Origin of the sequence: Paenibacillus residui, assembly GCF_042677205.1 — a bacterium.
Lineage (GTDB): Bacteria > Bacillota > Bacilli > Paenibacillales > NBRC-103111 > Paenibacillus_L > Paenibacillus_L residui.
Genome location: NZ_JBHTIU010000109.1, coordinates 49318 through 66658 on the forward strand (window position 1 = coordinate 49318; position 17341 = coordinate 66658).

At 46.4% G+C, this 17341-nt stretch carries 22 protein-coding genes; 20 read left to right on the forward strand and 2 right to left on the reverse strand.

The features are described 5' to 3' along the window. Window positions 1–68: 68 nt before the first annotated feature. From rpmJ to ACFQ03_RS25675, 17 genes are all read left to right on the forward strand, one after another. Window positions 69–182 carry a 50S ribosomal protein L36 gene (rpmJ, locus tag ACFQ03_RS25595; RefSeq protein WP_023388342.1) on the forward strand — a complete coding sequence of 38 codons (114 nt, stop codon included), beginning with the start codon at window positions 69–71 and terminating at the stop codon, window positions 180–182. 17 nt (window positions 183–199) lie between these two features. Further along, window positions 200–568, forward strand: a complete 369-nt coding sequence (gene rpsM, locus ACFQ03_RS25600; RefSeq protein ID WP_144936584.1) for a 30S ribosomal protein S13 — start codon at window positions 200–202, stop codon at window positions 566–568. Between the two features lie 19 nt (window positions 569–587). Beyond that, on the forward strand, window positions 588–986 hold the full coding sequence (rpsK, locus tag ACFQ03_RS25605; protein WP_144936587.1) for a 30S ribosomal protein S11: 399 nt from the start codon (window positions 588–590) through the stop codon (window positions 984–986). 129 nt (window positions 987–1115) lie between these two features. After that, window positions 1116–2060, forward strand: a complete 945-nt coding sequence (locus tag ACFQ03_RS25610; RefSeq protein ID WP_144936590.1) for a DNA-directed RNA polymerase subunit alpha — start codon at window positions 1116–1118, stop codon at window positions 2058–2060. Window positions 2061–2086: 26 nt separating this feature from the next. Next, window positions 2087–2452 carry a 50S ribosomal protein L17 gene (gene rplQ, locus ACFQ03_RS25615; RefSeq protein ID WP_144936593.1) on the forward strand — a complete coding sequence of 122 codons (366 nt, stop codon included), beginning with the start codon at window positions 2087–2089 and terminating at the stop codon, window positions 2450–2452. Between the two features lie 94 nt (window positions 2453–2546). Next, window positions 2547–3311 (forward strand): tRNA pseudouridine(38-40) synthase TruA, encoded by a 765-nt coding sequence (truA, locus tag ACFQ03_RS25620; protein WP_144936596.1) that lies wholly within the window; start codon window positions 2547–2549, stop codon window positions 3309–3311. A gap of 187 nt (window positions 3312–3498) precedes the next feature. Next, complete coding sequence (gene rplM / locus ACFQ03_RS25625; protein WP_144936599.1) at window positions 3499–3936, forward strand: 50S ribosomal protein L13; 438 nt, start codon at window positions 3499–3501, stop codon at window positions 3934–3936. An 18-nt stretch (window positions 3937–3954) separates the two neighbouring features. Continuing rightward, window positions 3955–4347, forward strand: coding sequence for a 30S ribosomal protein S9 (gene rpsI / locus ACFQ03_RS25630; RefSeq protein WP_144936602.1), 393 nt, complete (start codon window positions 3955–3957; stop codon window positions 4345–4347). Window positions 4348–4609: 262 nt separating this feature from the next. Beyond that, window positions 4610–5044 (forward strand): SgcJ/EcaC family oxidoreductase, encoded by a 435-nt coding sequence (locus ACFQ03_RS25635; RefSeq protein WP_144936605.1) that lies wholly within the window; start codon window positions 4610–4612, stop codon window positions 5042–5044. A 185-nt stretch (window positions 5045–5229) separates the two neighbouring features. Next, window positions 5230–5910, forward strand: a complete 681-nt coding sequence (locus tag ACFQ03_RS25640) for a PspA/IM30 family protein (protein WP_144936609.1) — start codon at window positions 5230–5232, stop codon at window positions 5908–5910. A gap of 123 nt (window positions 5911–6033) precedes the next feature. Continuing rightward, window positions 6034–7062, forward strand: a complete 1029-nt coding sequence (locus ACFQ03_RS25645) for a TFIIB-type zinc ribbon-containing protein (RefSeq protein ID WP_144936612.1) — start codon at window positions 6034–6036, stop codon at window positions 7060–7062. Beyond that, the gene (locus tag ACFQ03_RS25650; RefSeq protein WP_144936615.1) at window positions 7056–7856 is read left to right on the forward strand and encodes a TPM domain-containing protein; all 801 of its coding nucleotides are present in this window, start codon (window positions 7056–7058) and stop codon (window positions 7854–7856) included. The genes ACFQ03_RS25645 and ACFQ03_RS25650 overlap by 7 nt, the downstream gene beginning before the upstream one ends. 35 nt (window positions 7857–7891) lie before the next feature. Then, entirely contained in the window at window positions 7892–8905 is a 1014-nt protein-coding gene (locus ACFQ03_RS25655) for an SPFH domain-containing protein (protein WP_144936618.1), read from the forward strand. 293 nt (window positions 8906–9198) lie between these two features. Next, a complete protein-coding gene (locus ACFQ03_RS25660; protein WP_379291852.1) occupies window positions 9199–9918 on the forward strand; it encodes a phosphoadenylyl-sulfate reductase in 720 nt (239 codons plus the stop codon). Between the two features lie 19 nt (window positions 9919–9937). Continuing rightward, window positions 9938–11113: a sulfate adenylyltransferase gene (gene sat, locus ACFQ03_RS25665; RefSeq protein WP_379291854.1), complete on the forward strand. Its 1176-nt coding sequence runs from the start codon at window positions 9938–9940 to the stop codon at window positions 11111–11113. Between the two features lie 83 nt (window positions 11114–11196). Beyond that, window positions 11197–11955, forward strand: a complete 759-nt coding sequence (gene cwlD / locus ACFQ03_RS25670; RefSeq protein WP_379291856.1) for an N-acetylmuramoyl-L-alanine amidase CwlD — start codon at window positions 11197–11199, stop codon at window positions 11953–11955. Between the two features lie 54 nt (window positions 11956–12009). Further along, the gene (locus ACFQ03_RS25675; RefSeq protein ID WP_144936630.1) at window positions 12010–13116 is read left to right on the forward strand and encodes an Mrp/NBP35 family ATP-binding protein; all 1107 of its coding nucleotides are present in this window, start codon (window positions 12010–12012) and stop codon (window positions 13114–13116) included. Between the two features lie 99 nt (window positions 13117–13215). Here ACFQ03_RS25675 and gerD read toward each other — a convergent pair whose 3' ends face one another. Next, a complete protein-coding gene (gene gerD, locus ACFQ03_RS25680) occupies window positions 13216–13911 on the reverse strand; it encodes a spore germination lipoprotein GerD (protein ID WP_379291859.1) in 696 nt (231 codons plus the stop codon). Window positions 13912–14142: 231 nt separating this feature from the next. Between gerD and ACFQ03_RS25685 the strand changes: the two genes are divergently transcribed. Next, window positions 14143–14769, forward strand: coding sequence for a KinB-signaling pathway activation protein (locus ACFQ03_RS25685; RefSeq protein WP_144936635.1), 627 nt, complete (start codon window positions 14143–14145; stop codon window positions 14767–14769). 70 nt (window positions 14770–14839) lie between these two features. On the opposite strand, the gene pdaB is transcribed toward ACFQ03_RS25685, so the two are convergent. Next, complete coding sequence (gene pdaB, locus ACFQ03_RS25690; RefSeq protein WP_150960548.1) at window positions 14840–15610, reverse strand: polysaccharide deacetylase family sporulation protein PdaB; 771 nt, start codon at window positions 15608–15610, stop codon at window positions 14840–14842. A 328-nt stretch (window positions 15611–15938) separates the two neighbouring features. Between pdaB and ACFQ03_RS25695 the strand changes: the two genes are divergently transcribed. Together ACFQ03_RS25695 and ACFQ03_RS25700 are read left to right on the forward strand one after the other, a co-directional pair. Continuing rightward, window positions 15939–16535, forward strand: a complete 597-nt coding sequence (locus ACFQ03_RS25695) for a stage II sporulation protein M (RefSeq protein WP_186328342.1) — start codon at window positions 15939–15941, stop codon at window positions 16533–16535. Between the two features lie 299 nt (window positions 16536–16834). Continuing rightward, the gene (locus ACFQ03_RS25700) at window positions 16835–17053 is read left to right on the forward strand and encodes a hypothetical protein (protein WP_144936644.1); all 219 of its coding nucleotides are present in this window, start codon (window positions 16835–16837) and stop codon (window positions 17051–17053) included. Window positions 17054–17341: the final 288 nt, after the last annotated feature.

A 17341-nucleotide genomic window follows, 5' to 3' on the forward strand; every position in this document is an offset into this window, starting at 1 on the left:
GCAAAACCCCAAAGCTCAAGCTTACGAAGTAGGTTTTGCTAAGACAAAACCAATAGGAGGTAACCACAATGAAGGTTAGACCGTCGGTTAAACCTATATGCGAAAAATGCAAAGTCATCAAGCGTAAAGGTAACGTTATGGTGATTTGCGAAAATCCGAAGCATAAACAAAAACAAGGTTAAGGAGGTGCATTCAATCAATGGCTCGTATAGCTGGAGTAGACTTACCTCGTGATAAGCGGGTGGAGATTGCCCTTACCTACATTTTTGGAATTGGCCGCACCACTTCGCAGAAAATTCTGAGCAGCACCGGCGTTAATCCGGATACTCGTGTCCGTGATTTAACGGAAGATGAAGTCAGCAAACTGCGTGACGCAATTGACAAGACGGTGAAAGTGGAAGGTGACCTTCGCCGTGAAATTTCTCTCAACATCAAGCGTTTGATTGAGATCGGATCTTATCGGGGAATTCGTCACCGTCGCGGACTTCCGGTTCGTGGTCAACGGACTAAGACGAATGCACGTACGCGTAAAGGTCCTCGTCGTACCGTAGCTAACAAGAAGAAATAATAAGGGGGGATAAAGACGAATGGCTAAACCTAAAACAAAAGTAACCCGTACAAAACGTCGTGACCGTAAAAATATTGAATCTGGAGTAGCTCATATCCGTTCCACATTTAACAATACGATCGTTACGATTACGGACCCGCACGGGAACGCTATTTCTTGGGCAAGCTCCGGAAACCTTGGATTTAAAGGCTCCCGTAAGAGTACTCCTTTTGCAGCGCAAATGGCAGCCGAAGCCGCAGCCAAAACTGCTATGGAGCACGGTATGAAAACTGTGGAGGTTATGGTTAAAGGTCCTGGCGCCGGACGTGAAGCTGCAATTCGTTCCTTGCAGGCTGCAGGTCTGGAAGTCAACATGATCAAAGACGTAACTCCGATTCCGCATAACGGTTGCCGTCCTCCTAAACGTCGTCGTGTCTAATTAAGGATCGAAAACTAGTATAAATATCCGTAACATGTGAATAATGGTGTTGAAGGATAGGAATACTAGATGTTTTTATCGGTTATCGGGTATCCAGTGGAAACGACGTTTCGAAGGAGGGTAAATTTAATGATAGAAATTGAAAAACCAAAGATTGAGACCGTGACAGTAAACGAAGAAGGCACATACGGCATGTTTGTGGTTGAACCTTTGGAACGGGGTTACGGGACGACGCTTGGCAATTCTTTACGTCGTATTTTGCTCTCTTCTTTGCCGGGAGCTGCTGTTAACTCCGTTCAAATCGAAGGTGTCCTTCATGAGTTCTCGACCATTCCCGGTGTAATGGAAGATGTTACGGAAATTATCCTAAACCTCAAAGGACTATCGTTAAAGATTCATTCCGACGAAGAGAAAGTACTGGAAATTGACGCGGATGGCGAAGGAGTAGTCACAGCTGGAGACATTCGCGCGGACAGCGATGTAGAAATTTTGAACCCGGACCTTCATATTGCTACTTTATCGGCTGACGCACGCCTTCATATGCGAATCAATGCCAATCGTGGCAGAGGGTACGTACAGGCGGACAAGAATAAGCGTGAGGATCATCCGATCGGTGTTATCCCGATTGACTCGATCTACACTCCAATTACCCGCGTCAACTACAGTATTGAGAACACTCGTGTTGGTCAAGTTACTAACTACGATAAACTTACCCTCGAAGTATGGACCGATGGCAGTATTCGTCCGGAGGAAGCGGTTAGTCTCGGAGCCAAGATTTTGACCGAACATCTTATGCTCTTTGTTGGCTTGACGGATGAAGCCAAAGATGCTGAGATCATGATAGAGAAAGAAGAAGACAAAAAAGAAAAAGTATTGGAAATGACCATCGAAGAGTTGGATCTTTCCGTTCGTTCTTACAACTGTTTGAAACGTGCGGGAATTAATACCGTTCAAGAGCTGATAACCAAGACGGAAGAGGACATGATGAAGGTCCGCAATCTTGGCCGCAAATCTCTGGAAGAAGTTCAGGAGAAGCTCGACGAATTAGGATTAAGCCTTCGATCGGAAGATTAAATTTCCCATTAGAAGGAGGGAACAACATGGCATATCAAAAGCTGGGTCGTGATTCCAGTGCGCGGAAAGCCTTGTTCCGTGATCTGGTGACCGACTTATTCATTCAAGAGCGCATCCAAACGACAGAGGCTAAGGCGAAAGAGGTTAGATCCATCGCGGAGAAGCTGATCACTCTGGCTAAACGCGGAGATCTTCATGCTCGTCGCCAAGCAGCCGCCTACGTTCGCCGTGAAGCGGCTAACGATGAGCAGGACGCCATTCAAAAGCTGTTTACTGAATTGGCCACCCGCTATTCCGAGCGTCCAGGCGGATACACACGTATCCTGAAGCTGGGGCCTCGTCGCGGAGATGCTGCTCCTATGGTTTATTTGGAACTGGTGGATCAAGCTTAACGACTGGATAGGAAAGGGTGGACAGAATCTCTGATTCTGCTGAAGCCCTTTTTTTGTATCGTTCACGCGATTAGGTGAGGAACAGGAGCATATCGTGAGAAACATTAAGATGCAGGTAAGCTACGATGGTACAGCCTATTGCGGATATCAGATTCAACCGGATCAGGTGACTATTCAGGGCAAGCTGGAAGAAGCCGTCTCCATCCTTACCGGTGAAGAGGTTCATATTACCTCTTCCGGTAGGACGGATGCGGGGGTTCATGCCCGGGCCCAGGTCATTAACTTCTTAACCAGGTCGGCCATCCCGATCGAACGCTGGTGCCTTGCGATCAATTCCAGACTTCCTGACGATATTACCGTTCATACTGCCGAAGAAATGCCTCTTAATTTCCACGCCAGACACGATGCCAAACAAAAGACCTACCGCTACAGCATTCATAGGAGCCGCTGGCCGGACGTCTTCCACCGGAAGACACGCTTGCATCACCCTTCATTGCTGGACATCGATGCTATGAGAAGGTCCCTTCGCTACTTGGAAGGGGAGCACGATTTTACTTCCTTCTGCTCCACCCGGACTTCGGTTGAATCACACGTGCGTACCATCTTCTCGACCAGCGTGGAGTATAGGCCGGAACCGATGCTGGGAGATGGTGAGGCAGGTGTGATTCATATTTATATCACGGGGAACGGTTTTCTATTCAATATGGTGAGAATTATCGTCGGGACCGTATTGGAGGTCGGCACAGGCAAGAGAAGCGAGTCGGAAATCAAACAAATTCTTGATGCCCGGGACCGTAAACTGGCAGGGCCGACAGCTATGGCTCACGGACTCACGCTATGGGAAGTCAGGTATGAATAAATCTTCATATTGCCTGCTGATTTGTACGACTTTTTCTTGCTATTCAAATCCAGGTATAGTAAGATATTAGATGGTGTTTCATAACTGGCTATCCCACGGCCCCGAGTCATGAAATGACCACCGGATAATTGAACATTAATGAATTAAATCATACAAGCTATTTCTGATGCTTAGGAGGATTAAGCAAATGAGTACCACATATATGGCTAAGCCTAACGAAGTTGAACGTAAATGGTACATTATCGACGCCGAAGGCAAGACCTTGGGTCGACTGGCCAGCGAAGCGGCCAGCCTGATTCGCGGTAAGCATAAGCCGACCTTTACGCCACATATTGATACGGGTGACTTCGTTATCATTATTAATGCCAGCAAGATTGTCCTGTCGGGGAACAAATTGCAAGACAAGAAATACTACAGACACTCGCTGCATTCCGGCGGTCTGAAAGTAACCTCGGCTCAGGAAATGCTGGCCAAGAAACCGGAGCGGATGATCGAACTGGCTGTTCATGGAATGCTGCCTAAGAACCGTCTCGGCAACAAAATGAAATTAAAGCTGAAAGTGTATGCCGGAAGCGAGCATCCACATCAAGCACAACAACCCGAAGTTTGGGAACTTCGCGGGTAATAAAGGGAGGACTCTTTCGTGGCACAAGTACAATACTATGGAACCGGTCGTCGTAAGCATTCGGTAGCACGTGTCCGCCTTGTACCGGGTGAAGGACGAATTGTTATTAATAAACGCGATCTGAATGAATATTTTGGTCTGGAAACATTGAAATTAATCGTTAAGCAACCATTGGCCCTTACCGAAACGGAAGGTAAATATGATGTGCTGGTAACGGCACATGGCGGCGGAACGACTGGGCAAGCAGGTGCTATCCGCCACGGAATTTCCCGTGCACTGCTTAAAGCAGATCCGGAATTCCGCGGTTCTTTGAAGAAAGCCGGCTTCCTGACCCGCGATCCGCGGATGAAGGAGCGTAAGAAATACGGCTTGAAAGCCGCTCGTCGCGCACCTCAATTCTCGAAACGTTAAAAAACCTTATTTTCAACCCTTTCGCCCATTTGCGTTATTCGCAAATGGGCGAAAGCTATATTAGGCACCAAAAGAAAAAGCAAAATCCACAATATAAGAAGCACATCACCCGGGTGGTGTGCTCTTTTTGTTGATAACTTCAAAATTAAACTTGGTTTTTCTTTAATGAGCTAAAATAAAAGCAATTCGGAAGAAATTCATAAAATGCATTTAGGTTATATTAAGAAAAATATATGAATTTTTAGTGAGGGAGGCATACAGCATGAACGAAATCGAGACAATCTACCGACAGTTGTTGAATGCGTGGAACAATCAAGATGCACGAGAAATGGCTGACTTGTTTTCGGAGAGCGGCGAGCTTATCGGTTTTGACGGAAGTCAAGAAATTGGACCGGAAAACATTTTTTCGCACCTTGACCCCATCTTCAGAGACCACCCCACCGCAAAATTCGTTAGTAAAGTTAATGATGTGCGCTTCTTAGGTTCAGAGACAGCATTGTTAAGAGCGATAGCGGGCATGGTTCCCCGTGGACAAACTGATATCAACCCGGACGCCAATGCACATCAGACCCTTGTTGTTAGCAGGAAAGAAGGGAAATGGAAAATCGAACTTTTTCAAAATACCCCTGCTCAGTTTCATGGTAGACCAGAGTTGGTCGAACGTATGACAGAGGAATTACGATCCATGCTATCATGACTCGCTTAAGCGACTCTGAAACAGAGCGTGCAGCTTACATGTATACAGCCCTTTCCTAGTTCTGTCGGAAAGGGTATTTTTATTTTCTAAATTTCTCCATTTGGCAAAGTGTTCCGTATAAAATGAATCCTTTTGGTAAGATAAACAGTATATATACTAAGACTAATTTTAAAGAGGAGAAGACTATGGGGATCTTATCCAGATTTAAAGACATTATGTCCAGCAATATCCATGCTTTTTTAGATAAGGCGGAGGACCCGGAGAAAATGCTGGATCAATACTTACGAAATCTCAGAAGCGATTTAGGCCAGGTAAAGGCGGAAACGGCTTCGATTATGGCGGAAGAACAAAGAAGCAAGAGGCAGTGGGATGAATGCAAATCGGAGATCAGCAAGCTGAAAAAGTACGCGGTTAAAGCTTTGGAAGCCGGGAATGAGGGCGATGCCCGGACCTTCCTGGAGAAAAAGTCTTCTCTGGCTGCGAAAGAAGAGGAGCTGCAAGCAGCCTACAATCTGGCGTCCGCCAATGCGGTTAGAATGAAAGAAATGCATGACAAGCTCGTATCCGATATCGGAGAGCTGGAATCAAAGGCAGCCATGCTCAAGGGCAAAATGGCCGCAGCCAAGGCCTTGAAGAGAATGAATGAAATGGGTTCATCCGTCGCCGGTGCCAATTCATCCATTTCTGCTTTCGGAAGGATGGAGGAGAAGGTGAACAGGGCATACGACGAGGCTGAGGCGTTGGCCGAATTAAGAAAGGATCCGGCAGACGAATTCGAGGAGTTAACGGAGAAATACGAGGAAAGTAACGATGTGGAAGATGAGTTGGAGGCCCTCAAAAAGGAACTTAAAAACAATAAAGAATAATCGCACGAAGCTTCACCGGATCGGGTTTCTTCATTCCAACTGAAAGTGTTAAAATGAAGGAATAAGCTGTAGCTGTAGCTACAGCTTTCATAATGAAAGGCATTGAGCGAGGTGACACAGGGGATGGTTATCCATTACAAATGTCCCAACTGCGGCGATGATATGGCATTCGACAGCGATTCGGGAAGGTTAACCTGTCATAGCTGCGGAAGACAGGATAGAATAGAGGAATTTTCCGAAGATTTCATAACAACGACGTTTTCTGACGAGGACGCCCACGAATATCACTGCGACAATTGCGGCGCCATATTGATTACAGAGGCGGAAACAGCGGCTACGACGTGCAGCTTCTGCGGAGCGGGTGTTGTGCTTGGGGACCGGTTATCGGGGGCATTGGCTCCAGCCAAGGTTATTCCATTTACCATTAGCAAGGAACAAGCGATGGCTGCATTTCGCAGATGGTGTAAGAACGGCAGGCTAACTCCTAAAGGTTTTATGACAGCGGATAGGGTTAAGGGGATTACAGGAATGTACATTCCCTTCTGGTTGTATGATTTAAACACGAAAGCGAAGGTAAGTGCCGATTGTACGAGGGTGAGGCAATATACAAGCGGTAATTATATATATACAGAGACGAAACATTATGATGTGTATAGAGATATTGATCTGAATTATGTTAAGGTTCCCGTGGATGCCTCCAAAAAAATGAATGATGAATTAATGGATAAATTAGAGCCGTATGATTACAGCCATTTGAAAGATTTTAAAACACCGTATCTGGCAGGATTTATCGCCGAGAAATACAACTACAATGACGAGGAGCTCCTACCCCGGGTTAAAGCAAAAATCCAAAAATTCATTGATTCCTATATTAGCTCAACCATCTCCGGCTATACTACAGTCCGATATAGAAGCAGACAAATCGATACCAAGAAGACAAGCAGCCATTACGTTCTTCTCCCTGTCTGGATGGTATATTATGATTACGGTAAAGCCGTGCACACTTTTGCGATGAACGGCCAGACGGGCAAGGTCGTCGGTAAGCCTCCGATCAGTTACGGTAAGGTCGCTCAATGGTTCGGCGGCATTGCTGCCAGTACCTTCATAGCGCTAAAACTCATCTCCTTAATGATGGGAGGCGAGATATGGTGAATGGAAGAACGGCTTTAAAAGCGATTATGCTTTGCTTGGTAATCATTCCTTTTTTTCTATCTGCAGTAAATATTTCGCAGGCTGCCGCGGAGTCCAAACCGAAAGTTTATGATTTCGCCAATCTGTTGACCGAGACGGAAGTGGAAGAGCTTGAAGCGATGGCCGATAAGTATGGAGCGAAGAGAGAGACCGAATTTATCATATTAACGACCAAAGATACGGAAGGCAAAGACGTCGTTAAGTATATGCAGGATTTTTACGACGACAAGGCACCGGGGTATGATAAACCTCATGGCAATACAGCCATACTGACGGTTGATATGCAGCATAGAGAAGTGTATTTGGCAGGCTTCTATAAAGCGAAGTTATATCTGGATGATTCCAGGCTGGATTTAATCCGTAACAAAATAACACCGGATTTGTCCAACGGGGATTATTATCTTGCCTTCAGCAAGTTTATAAAGACCTCTTATAAATACATGGGGATAAAGCCCGGTGTCAACCCGGAAAATATTCTCTTTACACTATGGTTTCAACTAGCCGCCTCCTTGGCTGTAGGGGGAGCTGTAGTCGGAGTTATGCTGTACAACTCGGGAGGTAAAGTCACTGTAAATGAAGGGACTTACCGGGATTTCCAAAACTCCAGAGTTCGTGAGCAGCGCGACGATTATATACGGACAACGGTCACCAAACGCAGGAAACCGTCCTCGAACAGCAGCAGCGGAGGCGGTGGCGGAGGGGGAGGAACGACCAGCGGGGGTCATTCTCATAGCGGAAGCAGAGGAAGCTTTTAAGAATCCTAATCATACGGAAGGGAATGAGAAAAGAGATGTCCTTTTTTAGAAATCAATTTGCTAATGTAGTGGAATGGGAAGAGTTTAGAGACGATATGATTTTCTGGAAGTGGAGCAATCGGGAGATCAAGAAAGGGAGCCGGCTTATTATCCGTCCCGGCCAGGATGCCATATTTATTAACAACGGTAAAATAGAGGGGATATTTCATGACGAGGGCGATTATAACATAGCTTCGGAAATTATCCCTTTTCTGTCCACGCTCAAAGGCTTCAAGTTTGGTTTTAACAGCGGCATGAGAGTAGAAGTGCTGTTCGTCAACACGAAGGAATTTACCGTAAAATGGGGCACGAAAAGTGCGATTCACATTCCGACCCCGCAGCTTCCCGGAGGGCTGCCGATTCGCGCCAATGGAACGTTTAATTTTAAGGTGAATGATTATGTGGCTCTAATTGATAAAATTGCCGGGGTTAAAGAAAGCTACTTTGTCGATGACATCAAGCTTAGAATGACCTCGATCCTCGATCAGCTTCTTATGAAGTGGATCTCGAAGGAAGGCAAGGACATGTTTAACCTGCAGGCCAATGCTTTCGAAATTGCCCAAGGGATCAGGGAAGATATGGATATGCAGATTATAAACGATGGAATTACCATCACCGGCTTTAATGTCATGAGCTTCAATTATCCGGAAGAAATTCAAGAGATGATCACGAGGACCGCTTCCCACAGCATGGTTGGAGATCTCCAAAGATACCAGCAGATTTCCATGACCGACGGGATTGCCTCCGGCAAGGTTCAGGGCGGCGGTGCGGCATCCGATATGGCCGGCATGATGATGGGTATGAATATAGCCAATGAAATGCTGAAGAACATGAATAAAGGCAAAAACACGACCGATCAGCCGGCACCGTCCGCCCCTCCCGCACAGGCAAATAATGATGAATCCGACAACACTGACGGCGGCAAACAGAAGCCGAACTTCTGCCCAAATTGCGGAACAAAGACGAGCGGCGGCAACTTCTGCTCCAATTGCGGACACAAGCTGGTCTAATGATTATATTCCTAAGGATCATATACAACACAACCTCGAAGCCTTCCCTGCCTTATGGGGAGGCTTTTTCCGTATTGTTCCCCCATTAAGGAACGGAACACACTATATCTGTTTTTATATTTCACGGTAAACGCGCAAGTGCAAAGGAGGACGATAGCCGGTTATCCTTGGCTGGCGGAAGCGCTGCTTATCTTATAGTTTATATGCACCAATAAGCTCCATCTTCAATAAACTGTGTTATGTGCCCATTTCGGTTGGTTTATGGGAATATTGCAGGGAGAGGTGTCAAGGGTATGAATTTATTTGAAAAGGAAGAGCTGATCCGGCAGGCTGGCCCGGAATTGGAAAATCGCTCAGCCGAATACGTCCTGGCATGGGCAGTGGAACGTTTTCCTAACATCACCCTGGCTTGCAGCTTCGGGGCGGAGGATGTTGTGTTAGTGGATCTGCTGAATAAAGTCAGTCCCCGCACAGATATATTCTATCTGGATACGGACCTTCACTTCCGTGAAACCTATGAGACCAGGGACCGGTTGGAAGAGCGGTATGGCAAAGCATTCGTACGGGTGAGTCCCAAGCTTAGCCTGCAGGAGCAGGCCGAGGCGTATGGGGAGAATCTGTGGTCGGTTAATCCGAACCAGTGCTGCCTTATTCGCAAGGTAAATCCACTGGCCGAAGTGCTGAGCAAATATGACGCCTGGATTACCGGAATCCGAAGAGAGCAGGCTCCGACCAGGGCCAATGCGGGCAAAATTGAGTACGATGTCAAATACGGACTGATTAAGTTCAATCCGCTGGCTGATTGGAAATCTGAGGATGTGTGGAATTATATCCGCACGAACCGGATTATCTACAATCCTCTGCATGATTCAAATTATCCAAGTATAGGGTGTGAGAAATGTACTCGTCCGGTCCGGCCGGGAGAAGACCCGAGAGCGGGACGGTGGTCCGGCTTCCAGAAGACGGAATGCGGGCTGCATAACGATTCTGTTGGTGTTGAACTGCAGAAGTGACGAAACGGGAGGAACATACATGAAACTGGCTTATGAAGCTCATGGCGGACCGTTAGTAGATCGAAGAGTTAGTGGAGAAGAACGAGAAAGGCTGCTGCAGGAGGCTGCCGGGTTGGTTAAGGTCCCTATCCATTCCCGCACTTTGTCGGATCTCGATTTGATCGCCGTGGGGGCGTTCTCTCCGTTAGAAGGCTTTATGACGAGAGACGATTATCAATCGGTTATTGAGCGGATGAGGTTGAACAATGGAGTGGTATGGAGCCTTCCCATTACACTTGCGGTAGAAGAAAAATACTTATCCCAGATATCTATAGGGGAAAACATAGCGCTAACCGGGGCGGACGATGGGGTCATCTATGCAGTGCTGGAGGTCAAGGATATTTACAAGGTCGATCAGAAAGAGGAGGCCAGACAGGTTTTCCTGACCGACAGCGAAGAGCATCCCGGAGTCGCCAAGCTGTATGAACAGCCGGCAGCTTATGTGGGCGGCCCTGTGAGGGTTCTTAACCGCAAGCCGATTAACGAATACAGAGAGTATTATTTTGACCCGGAGGAGACCCGCCGAATATTTGCAGACAAAGGGTGGAAGACCGTGGTCGGTTTCCAAACGCGTAACCCGGTTCATCGTGCTCATGAATATATCCAAAAGAGCGCCATGGAAATCGTGGACGGGCTGTTCCTTAACCCGCTTGTAGGAGAAACGAAAGCCGACGATCTGTCCGCCGATGTACGGATGAGAAGCTATAAGGTGCTGCTTGAGAATTATTATCCCAAGTCTCGTGTCTTCCTCGGCGTCTTCCCTGCCGCCATGCGTTACGCCGGCCCACGGGAAGCGGTCTTTCATGCCATCGTTCGCAAAAACTTCGGATGCACGCATTTCATCGTCGGGCGGGATCATGCAGGGGTTGGAAATTATTACGGCACTTACGATGCCCAACTGATATTTAAACTATTTCAACCGGAGGAGCTGGGAATAAGCCCATTGTTTTTCGAGCACAGCTTTTATTGTACGCGCTGCGAAAATATGGCCTCCGCCAAAACATGTCCTCATGATCCGCAGGATCATCTTCATTTATCGGGTACTAAAGTCAGGGAACTGCTGAGGAACGGACAGCATCCACCCAAGCAATTCACCCGGCCGGAAGTGGCGGAGGTGCTAATTCAAGGGATGGCGGAGCAAATAAACAGCCGCTAAGTCGTGCTGGAATGCCTGTCATAATTGTCCACCCCCGTCCATATGATTAAACAAGAGTCAGCGGATATAGGGGTGGATTTATAATGCGAAAGTTCAGGAAGAGAGTCATCTTCTGGATTACCTTAAACGGCGGGTTAAAAATATTACTATCGGCATGGGTAGTTCTAATGATGGTATTCCTGTTTACCACCGAGCTGCCTTCCACCAAGACCTGGTCTTATTGGACCCTGCCGCTGTCGGGTAAGGTTATAGCGGTGGACGCCGGACACGGGGGGCCGGACGGGGGGGCCACGAGCAAGAACGGGCTGGTGGAGAAGGACATTAATCTGGCCATTTCCTTATATTTGCGTGATTATCTTCAGCAAGCCGGAGCGATTGTCATTATGACGAGAGAGACAGACCGTGATCTGGCCAGACCGGAAACGAAAGGGCTTAGCAAGCGTAAGACCGAGGATTTACTGAAGCGAGCTGAAATCATTACGAAGCAGAAGGCGGATTTATTGGTCAGCATTCATCTGAACAGCATCCCCTCCGCTAGGTGGAGAGGAGCTCAAACCTTCTATTATCCCCAGGGACATGCTGACGGCAAATGGTTGGCCACCCATATCCAGAATGAAATCAGAGCGAATTTGCAAAATACGGACCGAGTGGCCCAGACCGTCGAGACCATATATTTGTTAAAAGCGACGAGCGTTCCGAGTGTTCTGGTGGAAGCGGGTTTCCTATCCAATCCGGAGGAAGCCAGGCTGTTAGGGAACGAGGATTACCAGAAACAATTGGCCGCTTCGATTTATCAGGGCATTCTGAGATACTATTCGGGGGAAAAAGTTGGTGACACCTGATTATTATTGATATAATAACTTTAGATACGATAATGACGGATATAGAGGTGAACTATGGTATCCAGGGAGCAAGTCATCGAAGCGTTAAAGCATGTACACGATCCGGAATATCATCGTCCGGTTACCGAGTTAAATTTTATTAAAGATGTCATGGTCAAAGAGGATAGAGTTGCCCTTACCTTCGTCCTTACATCGGAAGACGAAACGCTGAAGAAGCAGTACCGTCAAGATGTAGAGGAAGCGATGGAGGGGCTCGGCATCAGCAATGTGCATATCCGGTTCCGTCTAATTAACCAGTATGAGCGCGAGGAGCTCGAGGCCAAGGCCCAATCTGGGGACAGCAGCAGGAGCTCAGCCAAGCAGGAAATTCCCACTCATGCGCCGAAGGCGGGACAAGCGCCGCTTCTCGGACCCGATTCCAATGTACAGTTTATCGCGGTGGCCAGCGGTAAGGGCGGGGTAGGCAAGTCGACCGTGACGGTCAATCTGGCTGTTGCTCTGGCACGTCAAGGCAAACGGGTCGGAATTATCGATGCGGATATTTACGGTTTCAGTGTACCCGATATGATGGGTATCGAGGAAAGGCCGCAGCTCGTTGACAAAAGGATTATTCCGGTAGAGCGGTTCGGTGTCAAAGTTATCTCCATGGGCTTTTTTGTCGAGGATAATGCCCCGATAATTTGGAGAGGTCCGATGCTTGGCAAAATGCTAAGAAATTTCTTCTCCGAAGTGGATTGGGGAGAGCTGGATTACATGATTCTGGACCTGCCGCCGGGTACCGGAGATGTAGCGCTAGATGTTCATCAGATGATTCCGCACAGCAAGGAGCTGATCGTGACGACTCCTCATGCGACGGCCGCATTCGTAGCGGCGCGGGCCGGAGCAATGGCGCTTCATACCGATCACGAAATTCTCGGTGTTGTCGAGAACATGGCGTATTATGTAAATAAGGACGGAGAGAAGGACTATATTTTCGGAAGAGGTGGCGGGGCGAAGCTGGCGGAGGAGCTGCATACAGAGTTGCTTGCCCAGATTCCGCTTGGAGCACCGGACAACCACATTTCCGAGCCTGATTTCTCCCCATCGGTATATAAAGCGGACAGCGAAACCGGGAAGCTGTATGCCGAAATGGCCGAAGCCATTATTGGAAAGTTAGGATAAACGTGACTTGGCTGATCAGGGCTAATGCGCAATGCATTAGCCCTGGTCAATTATATACATAGGAATTTGTAAATTCGGGGTATTGATTCGTTAATTGAATTATGAACCGGATTGTTGATCTCCGCCCTGATCTCCTCCACCTTGATCTCCGCCGCCCTGATCTTCTTGGCTCTTTTCTTCTTTATTCCCCTTCTGCCCCTGCTTGCCTTTCCCGCCTTCCTTCGGTTTCATTTCTTCCTCAATGGCTTTACTGAACAATTGCATCAATTGATCGCGGAACAAAGGACTTTGCATCGATTCCTCTATAATTTTCATCGTTTGCTGCCGATATTGGGTGCTTTTCATGGTGTCCATGATCAGCTTTTCGAACTGCGAGTTCTGCATCAATTCCAGCATCTGCTGCTGATATTCGGGATCCTTCATCAAGTCCTTGGTCAGCTGCTTATTATATTTTTGAATCGATTTGGCAAAATCTGCGGCAAATTTAGGATCGGTCATCGTCTTCTCGATCAGGTGGGCGTTATTAGGATCGGTTAGCACGTCTTTAACGGCCATCTGAATCTGCTGTCCTTCACCGGTTGACAACAGCTTCATGGTTGGATCCTGATTTTTGGACGCCGCTTGCTGGACCGCTTTCTGTCCTTCTTCCGAATTGAGAATGTCAAGCATCATGGACTTTATGTCCTTATAACTTTGTTGGTTCTGACCCGACTGTTCATTTTGCGTTCCGCAGGAAGTAAGGAGAAGAACGATACAAAATAAAGCAGGGAGGATGCGGAAATGTCGATGTATCATGGCAAAATGGCTCCCTTCCTGGATTGTAAAATTATTATGTGTGAAATCCGGCGAATTATGTTGATGGGCATTAGCTTTTTGTTGTAAACGTTGGTACAATTATGGTTGAATGTTTTTATCGCCATATAGGATTTTGAATGGTTTCGGATGAAGGCTTACAAAGTTCTATACTGGGGTAACCAATAAAAAATTAGGGGATCTGAGGAAAGACCTGCTGGAGGCGAACATGGCTTGACTTTGAGAAAATGGTTCCATCTATTTTGGACTACATTATTATTGGGGACGGCGGCTTCTTTAGTTGTTGGGCTTGCCCTTGTCGGAATGACTGAGGACTTCCATTTTTTGGAAGTTTCGCAAGCCGGCTTTAATTGGGAAACTATTATTTTCATAGTGTTGGCGGGGGCTACCATCAGTGTCGTTAGTCAAATGGGTTTCTTTGCATATTTGATTACCCGATACATTGCGATGGGGTTCCTTAGAAGCAAATTTCTCTGGGATGTGCTGCAAATTCTTCTGGTAGCCATTGTATACTTCGATATGATTTATTTGACTTATACCAGCTTCGCTGCTGAAGGTGAGTCGGTATTTCCGTATTTTATTTTACCTACGGTATTGATCGTGCTTTCCTCGCTGGTATCCTGGTGGAAAATGAAGGAAACGAACAAGAGCGCATTTATCCCTACGTTGTTCTTTATGTTTAGTGTAACGATATTGGAGGCACTTCCGGCTCTGAAGCTCAATAATACGCCTTCGCACATCTTTATGCTGACCCCGCTGCTGATATCGAATACATGGCAAATCATGCAGCTTCACAAACTGGTGGGCGACAAAAAAGAGGCTTCCGCAAAAGCCTCCTGATTGCAAAGGATTCATCCATCGGGAAATATGATGCGCCGCCTTGACAAGGCCTGACCTGAATTGGAGTTGGTCAGGTCGTTTTATCTTCTACAGGCTGTTTAGAGACCTGTGCCTGCTCCATGAGCTGGGTTACCGTCACAAATTGATAGCCGTCCGCCTTGAGCCGGTCAATAATAACAGGCAGAGCTTCGTGCGTTTGCTTAACTGAATCGCTGGCATGCATAAGGACTATATCCCCGGGATGGGCTTTGTCAAGAACACGGTTTACAATATTATCCGTTCCGATGTTCTTCCAGTCCAAGGAGTCGGTATCCCACTGAATCACTTTATATTTCAGTTCATCGGCGATCTTAAGCACCCTTTTGTCAAAATCTCCGTTCGGCATACGGATTAAATTAGGCTCTTGACCTATTGCTTCGGAGATGATTTGGTGAGCGGTTTGAATTTGCTTGCGAATCTCCTCATCGCTTAACCCGCTGTAATTGGTGTGTTTATGGCCATGGCTGCCAATTTCAAATCCCGCTTCTTTAATTTTTTTCACAATTTCCGGGTTTCCTTTGGCCCAAGGCGAGGAGATGAAGAAGGTCGCATTCGTAACTCGCTTCTCCTTCAATACATTGAGGATGGGTTCCGCTCTTTTGTCCCCCCAACTGATATCGAAGGTTAAGGCAATTAATTTTTTCTCGGTCGGAATACTGTAAATAGCGGCCGGTTCATTCTGGGAGAAGACAGATATGTTACCTTTTTCCGCATAAATAATACCGGCGGCGAAGATGACTGCGACGAAGATGGTCAAGTATTGCTTAATTTTTTTCCCGTTTAACACATAAAAATAATTCACCGAGGAAACCTCCTTTTAAGCCTTGTCGTCACCTTAGGGAAGGCTTGGAATACTTGTCTAATCCAAATGTATGCTAGTACCATATGAACTTATGTCTAAACTTCTTGAAAAAAGAGAGATTCATTTTAGACAGACGTCGGATAATAGGCCTATCAAGTTAAGAGGGGAAATCGGAAATTCTGGGCTAAACGAAGGAACAACGATCAGAGTGGGAATCTTAGGCAAGTTTCTCTTAAAAGCAAACTTATCCTAGTGATAGAGGGCAGAAAATACGGGAGCGCTGTGAAACGAATTTGAAAAAGGGGATTGATTTATGAGCTTTTCAGCATTGTTCAAGCATTTTAAAGAAATGAAGCATTATTTTATTGCTTCCACACTTGTCTTTGCCGTCGGAATATGGATGGGATACAGTTCCCCGGATTCCTTCGGCACCATCATTAATGGCCAATTGGATCGGTTGCAGGGAACAGTCGGTGGATTGATGCAGCAAGATAACATGCAGTGGCTGCTCTTTTTATTTATTCTAATGAACAATACATTTTTATCTATCGCAATCATTTATTTGGGAGCGTTCTTTGCCTTGGTCCCTCTTTATTTTTTAGTTTCAAACGGCATGCTAATGGGGTATTTAGCTTTAGGCAATACAAATGGCCAAGATTGGTGGCTATTTTTCAAGTCAATAGCACCGCATGGCATCATTGAGATTCCAGCCATTCTCCTGGCGGGCGCATATGGAATTCGTTTCGGATTCCTGATGGCAGAAGGGGTCCTGACTTTCCCGAGTCTGCGTAGAAGAGCTATAATGCGCAATAAATTGTATGTATTCTTGAAGCGAACCATTCCGCTGATCGGCGTTGTCGCAGGGATGCTGCTTGTGGCCGCTATTGTGGAAAGCACAATCACCTTATGGCTCGTGACCAGGTGACGGATTATCTGGCATAACTTCTTAAGGAGAGGCTTCACTTTTTGGGATTCGAGAAAACGTTGCTGCCCTGTTTGTTATACAACGTTCTTGTCTATATCTGTCCTATCCGGATAACCCGAAATGAGCAAATATGAAATCCCCCGCCGTGATCTTGCCACAATAATGCTCAACAAAAAAATCTCCAAATGAATTCATAAAACTAGCAAATTGTGTGCATAACATTAAAGCGGTGCGAAATCCGTTATTAGGTCTTTCCTGTGGAATGGCTTTTTAACATAAAGGGTGAAAGGGGTTTGAATATGCTCGGGTTTCTGTTTAACGAAAGAGAATGCAGGGAATTAGACTATGTGCTGCGTAAGGAACTGGATGAAATGTTATTCGATTTAAAGGATGAGGAAATGAATGCCGAGCTGAAGAGCGCCATTGAATCCAGGTATAACGTTGTGTTTCGCATGTATGCCCGGCTGGCTTCGCCTAAAGAAATCTCCAGGTACGCCAGAAACCGGATCTATCAGTAGGGAATTTGCTGAATATTTTAAATTAATTTAAAACAAAAAGAGCTATTGACTACTCCTAATGTATGTGATAAATTATTCTTCGCCGCTTCGAATGGCTTGTCCCGATAGGCAAGCCTCGGCAAGAATGGCAAAATTTTTTTGAGAAAAAAGCTTGCATTAACAGCGTGTTCTATGATATATTAAAAGAGTCGCTGTTAATTCCTGAAGCGATGATTTGCAAGTAGCATTGCCCTTTGAAAACTGAACAACGAGTGAATGAATGAAGCCAGTGCGTATACGGTTTTCGGA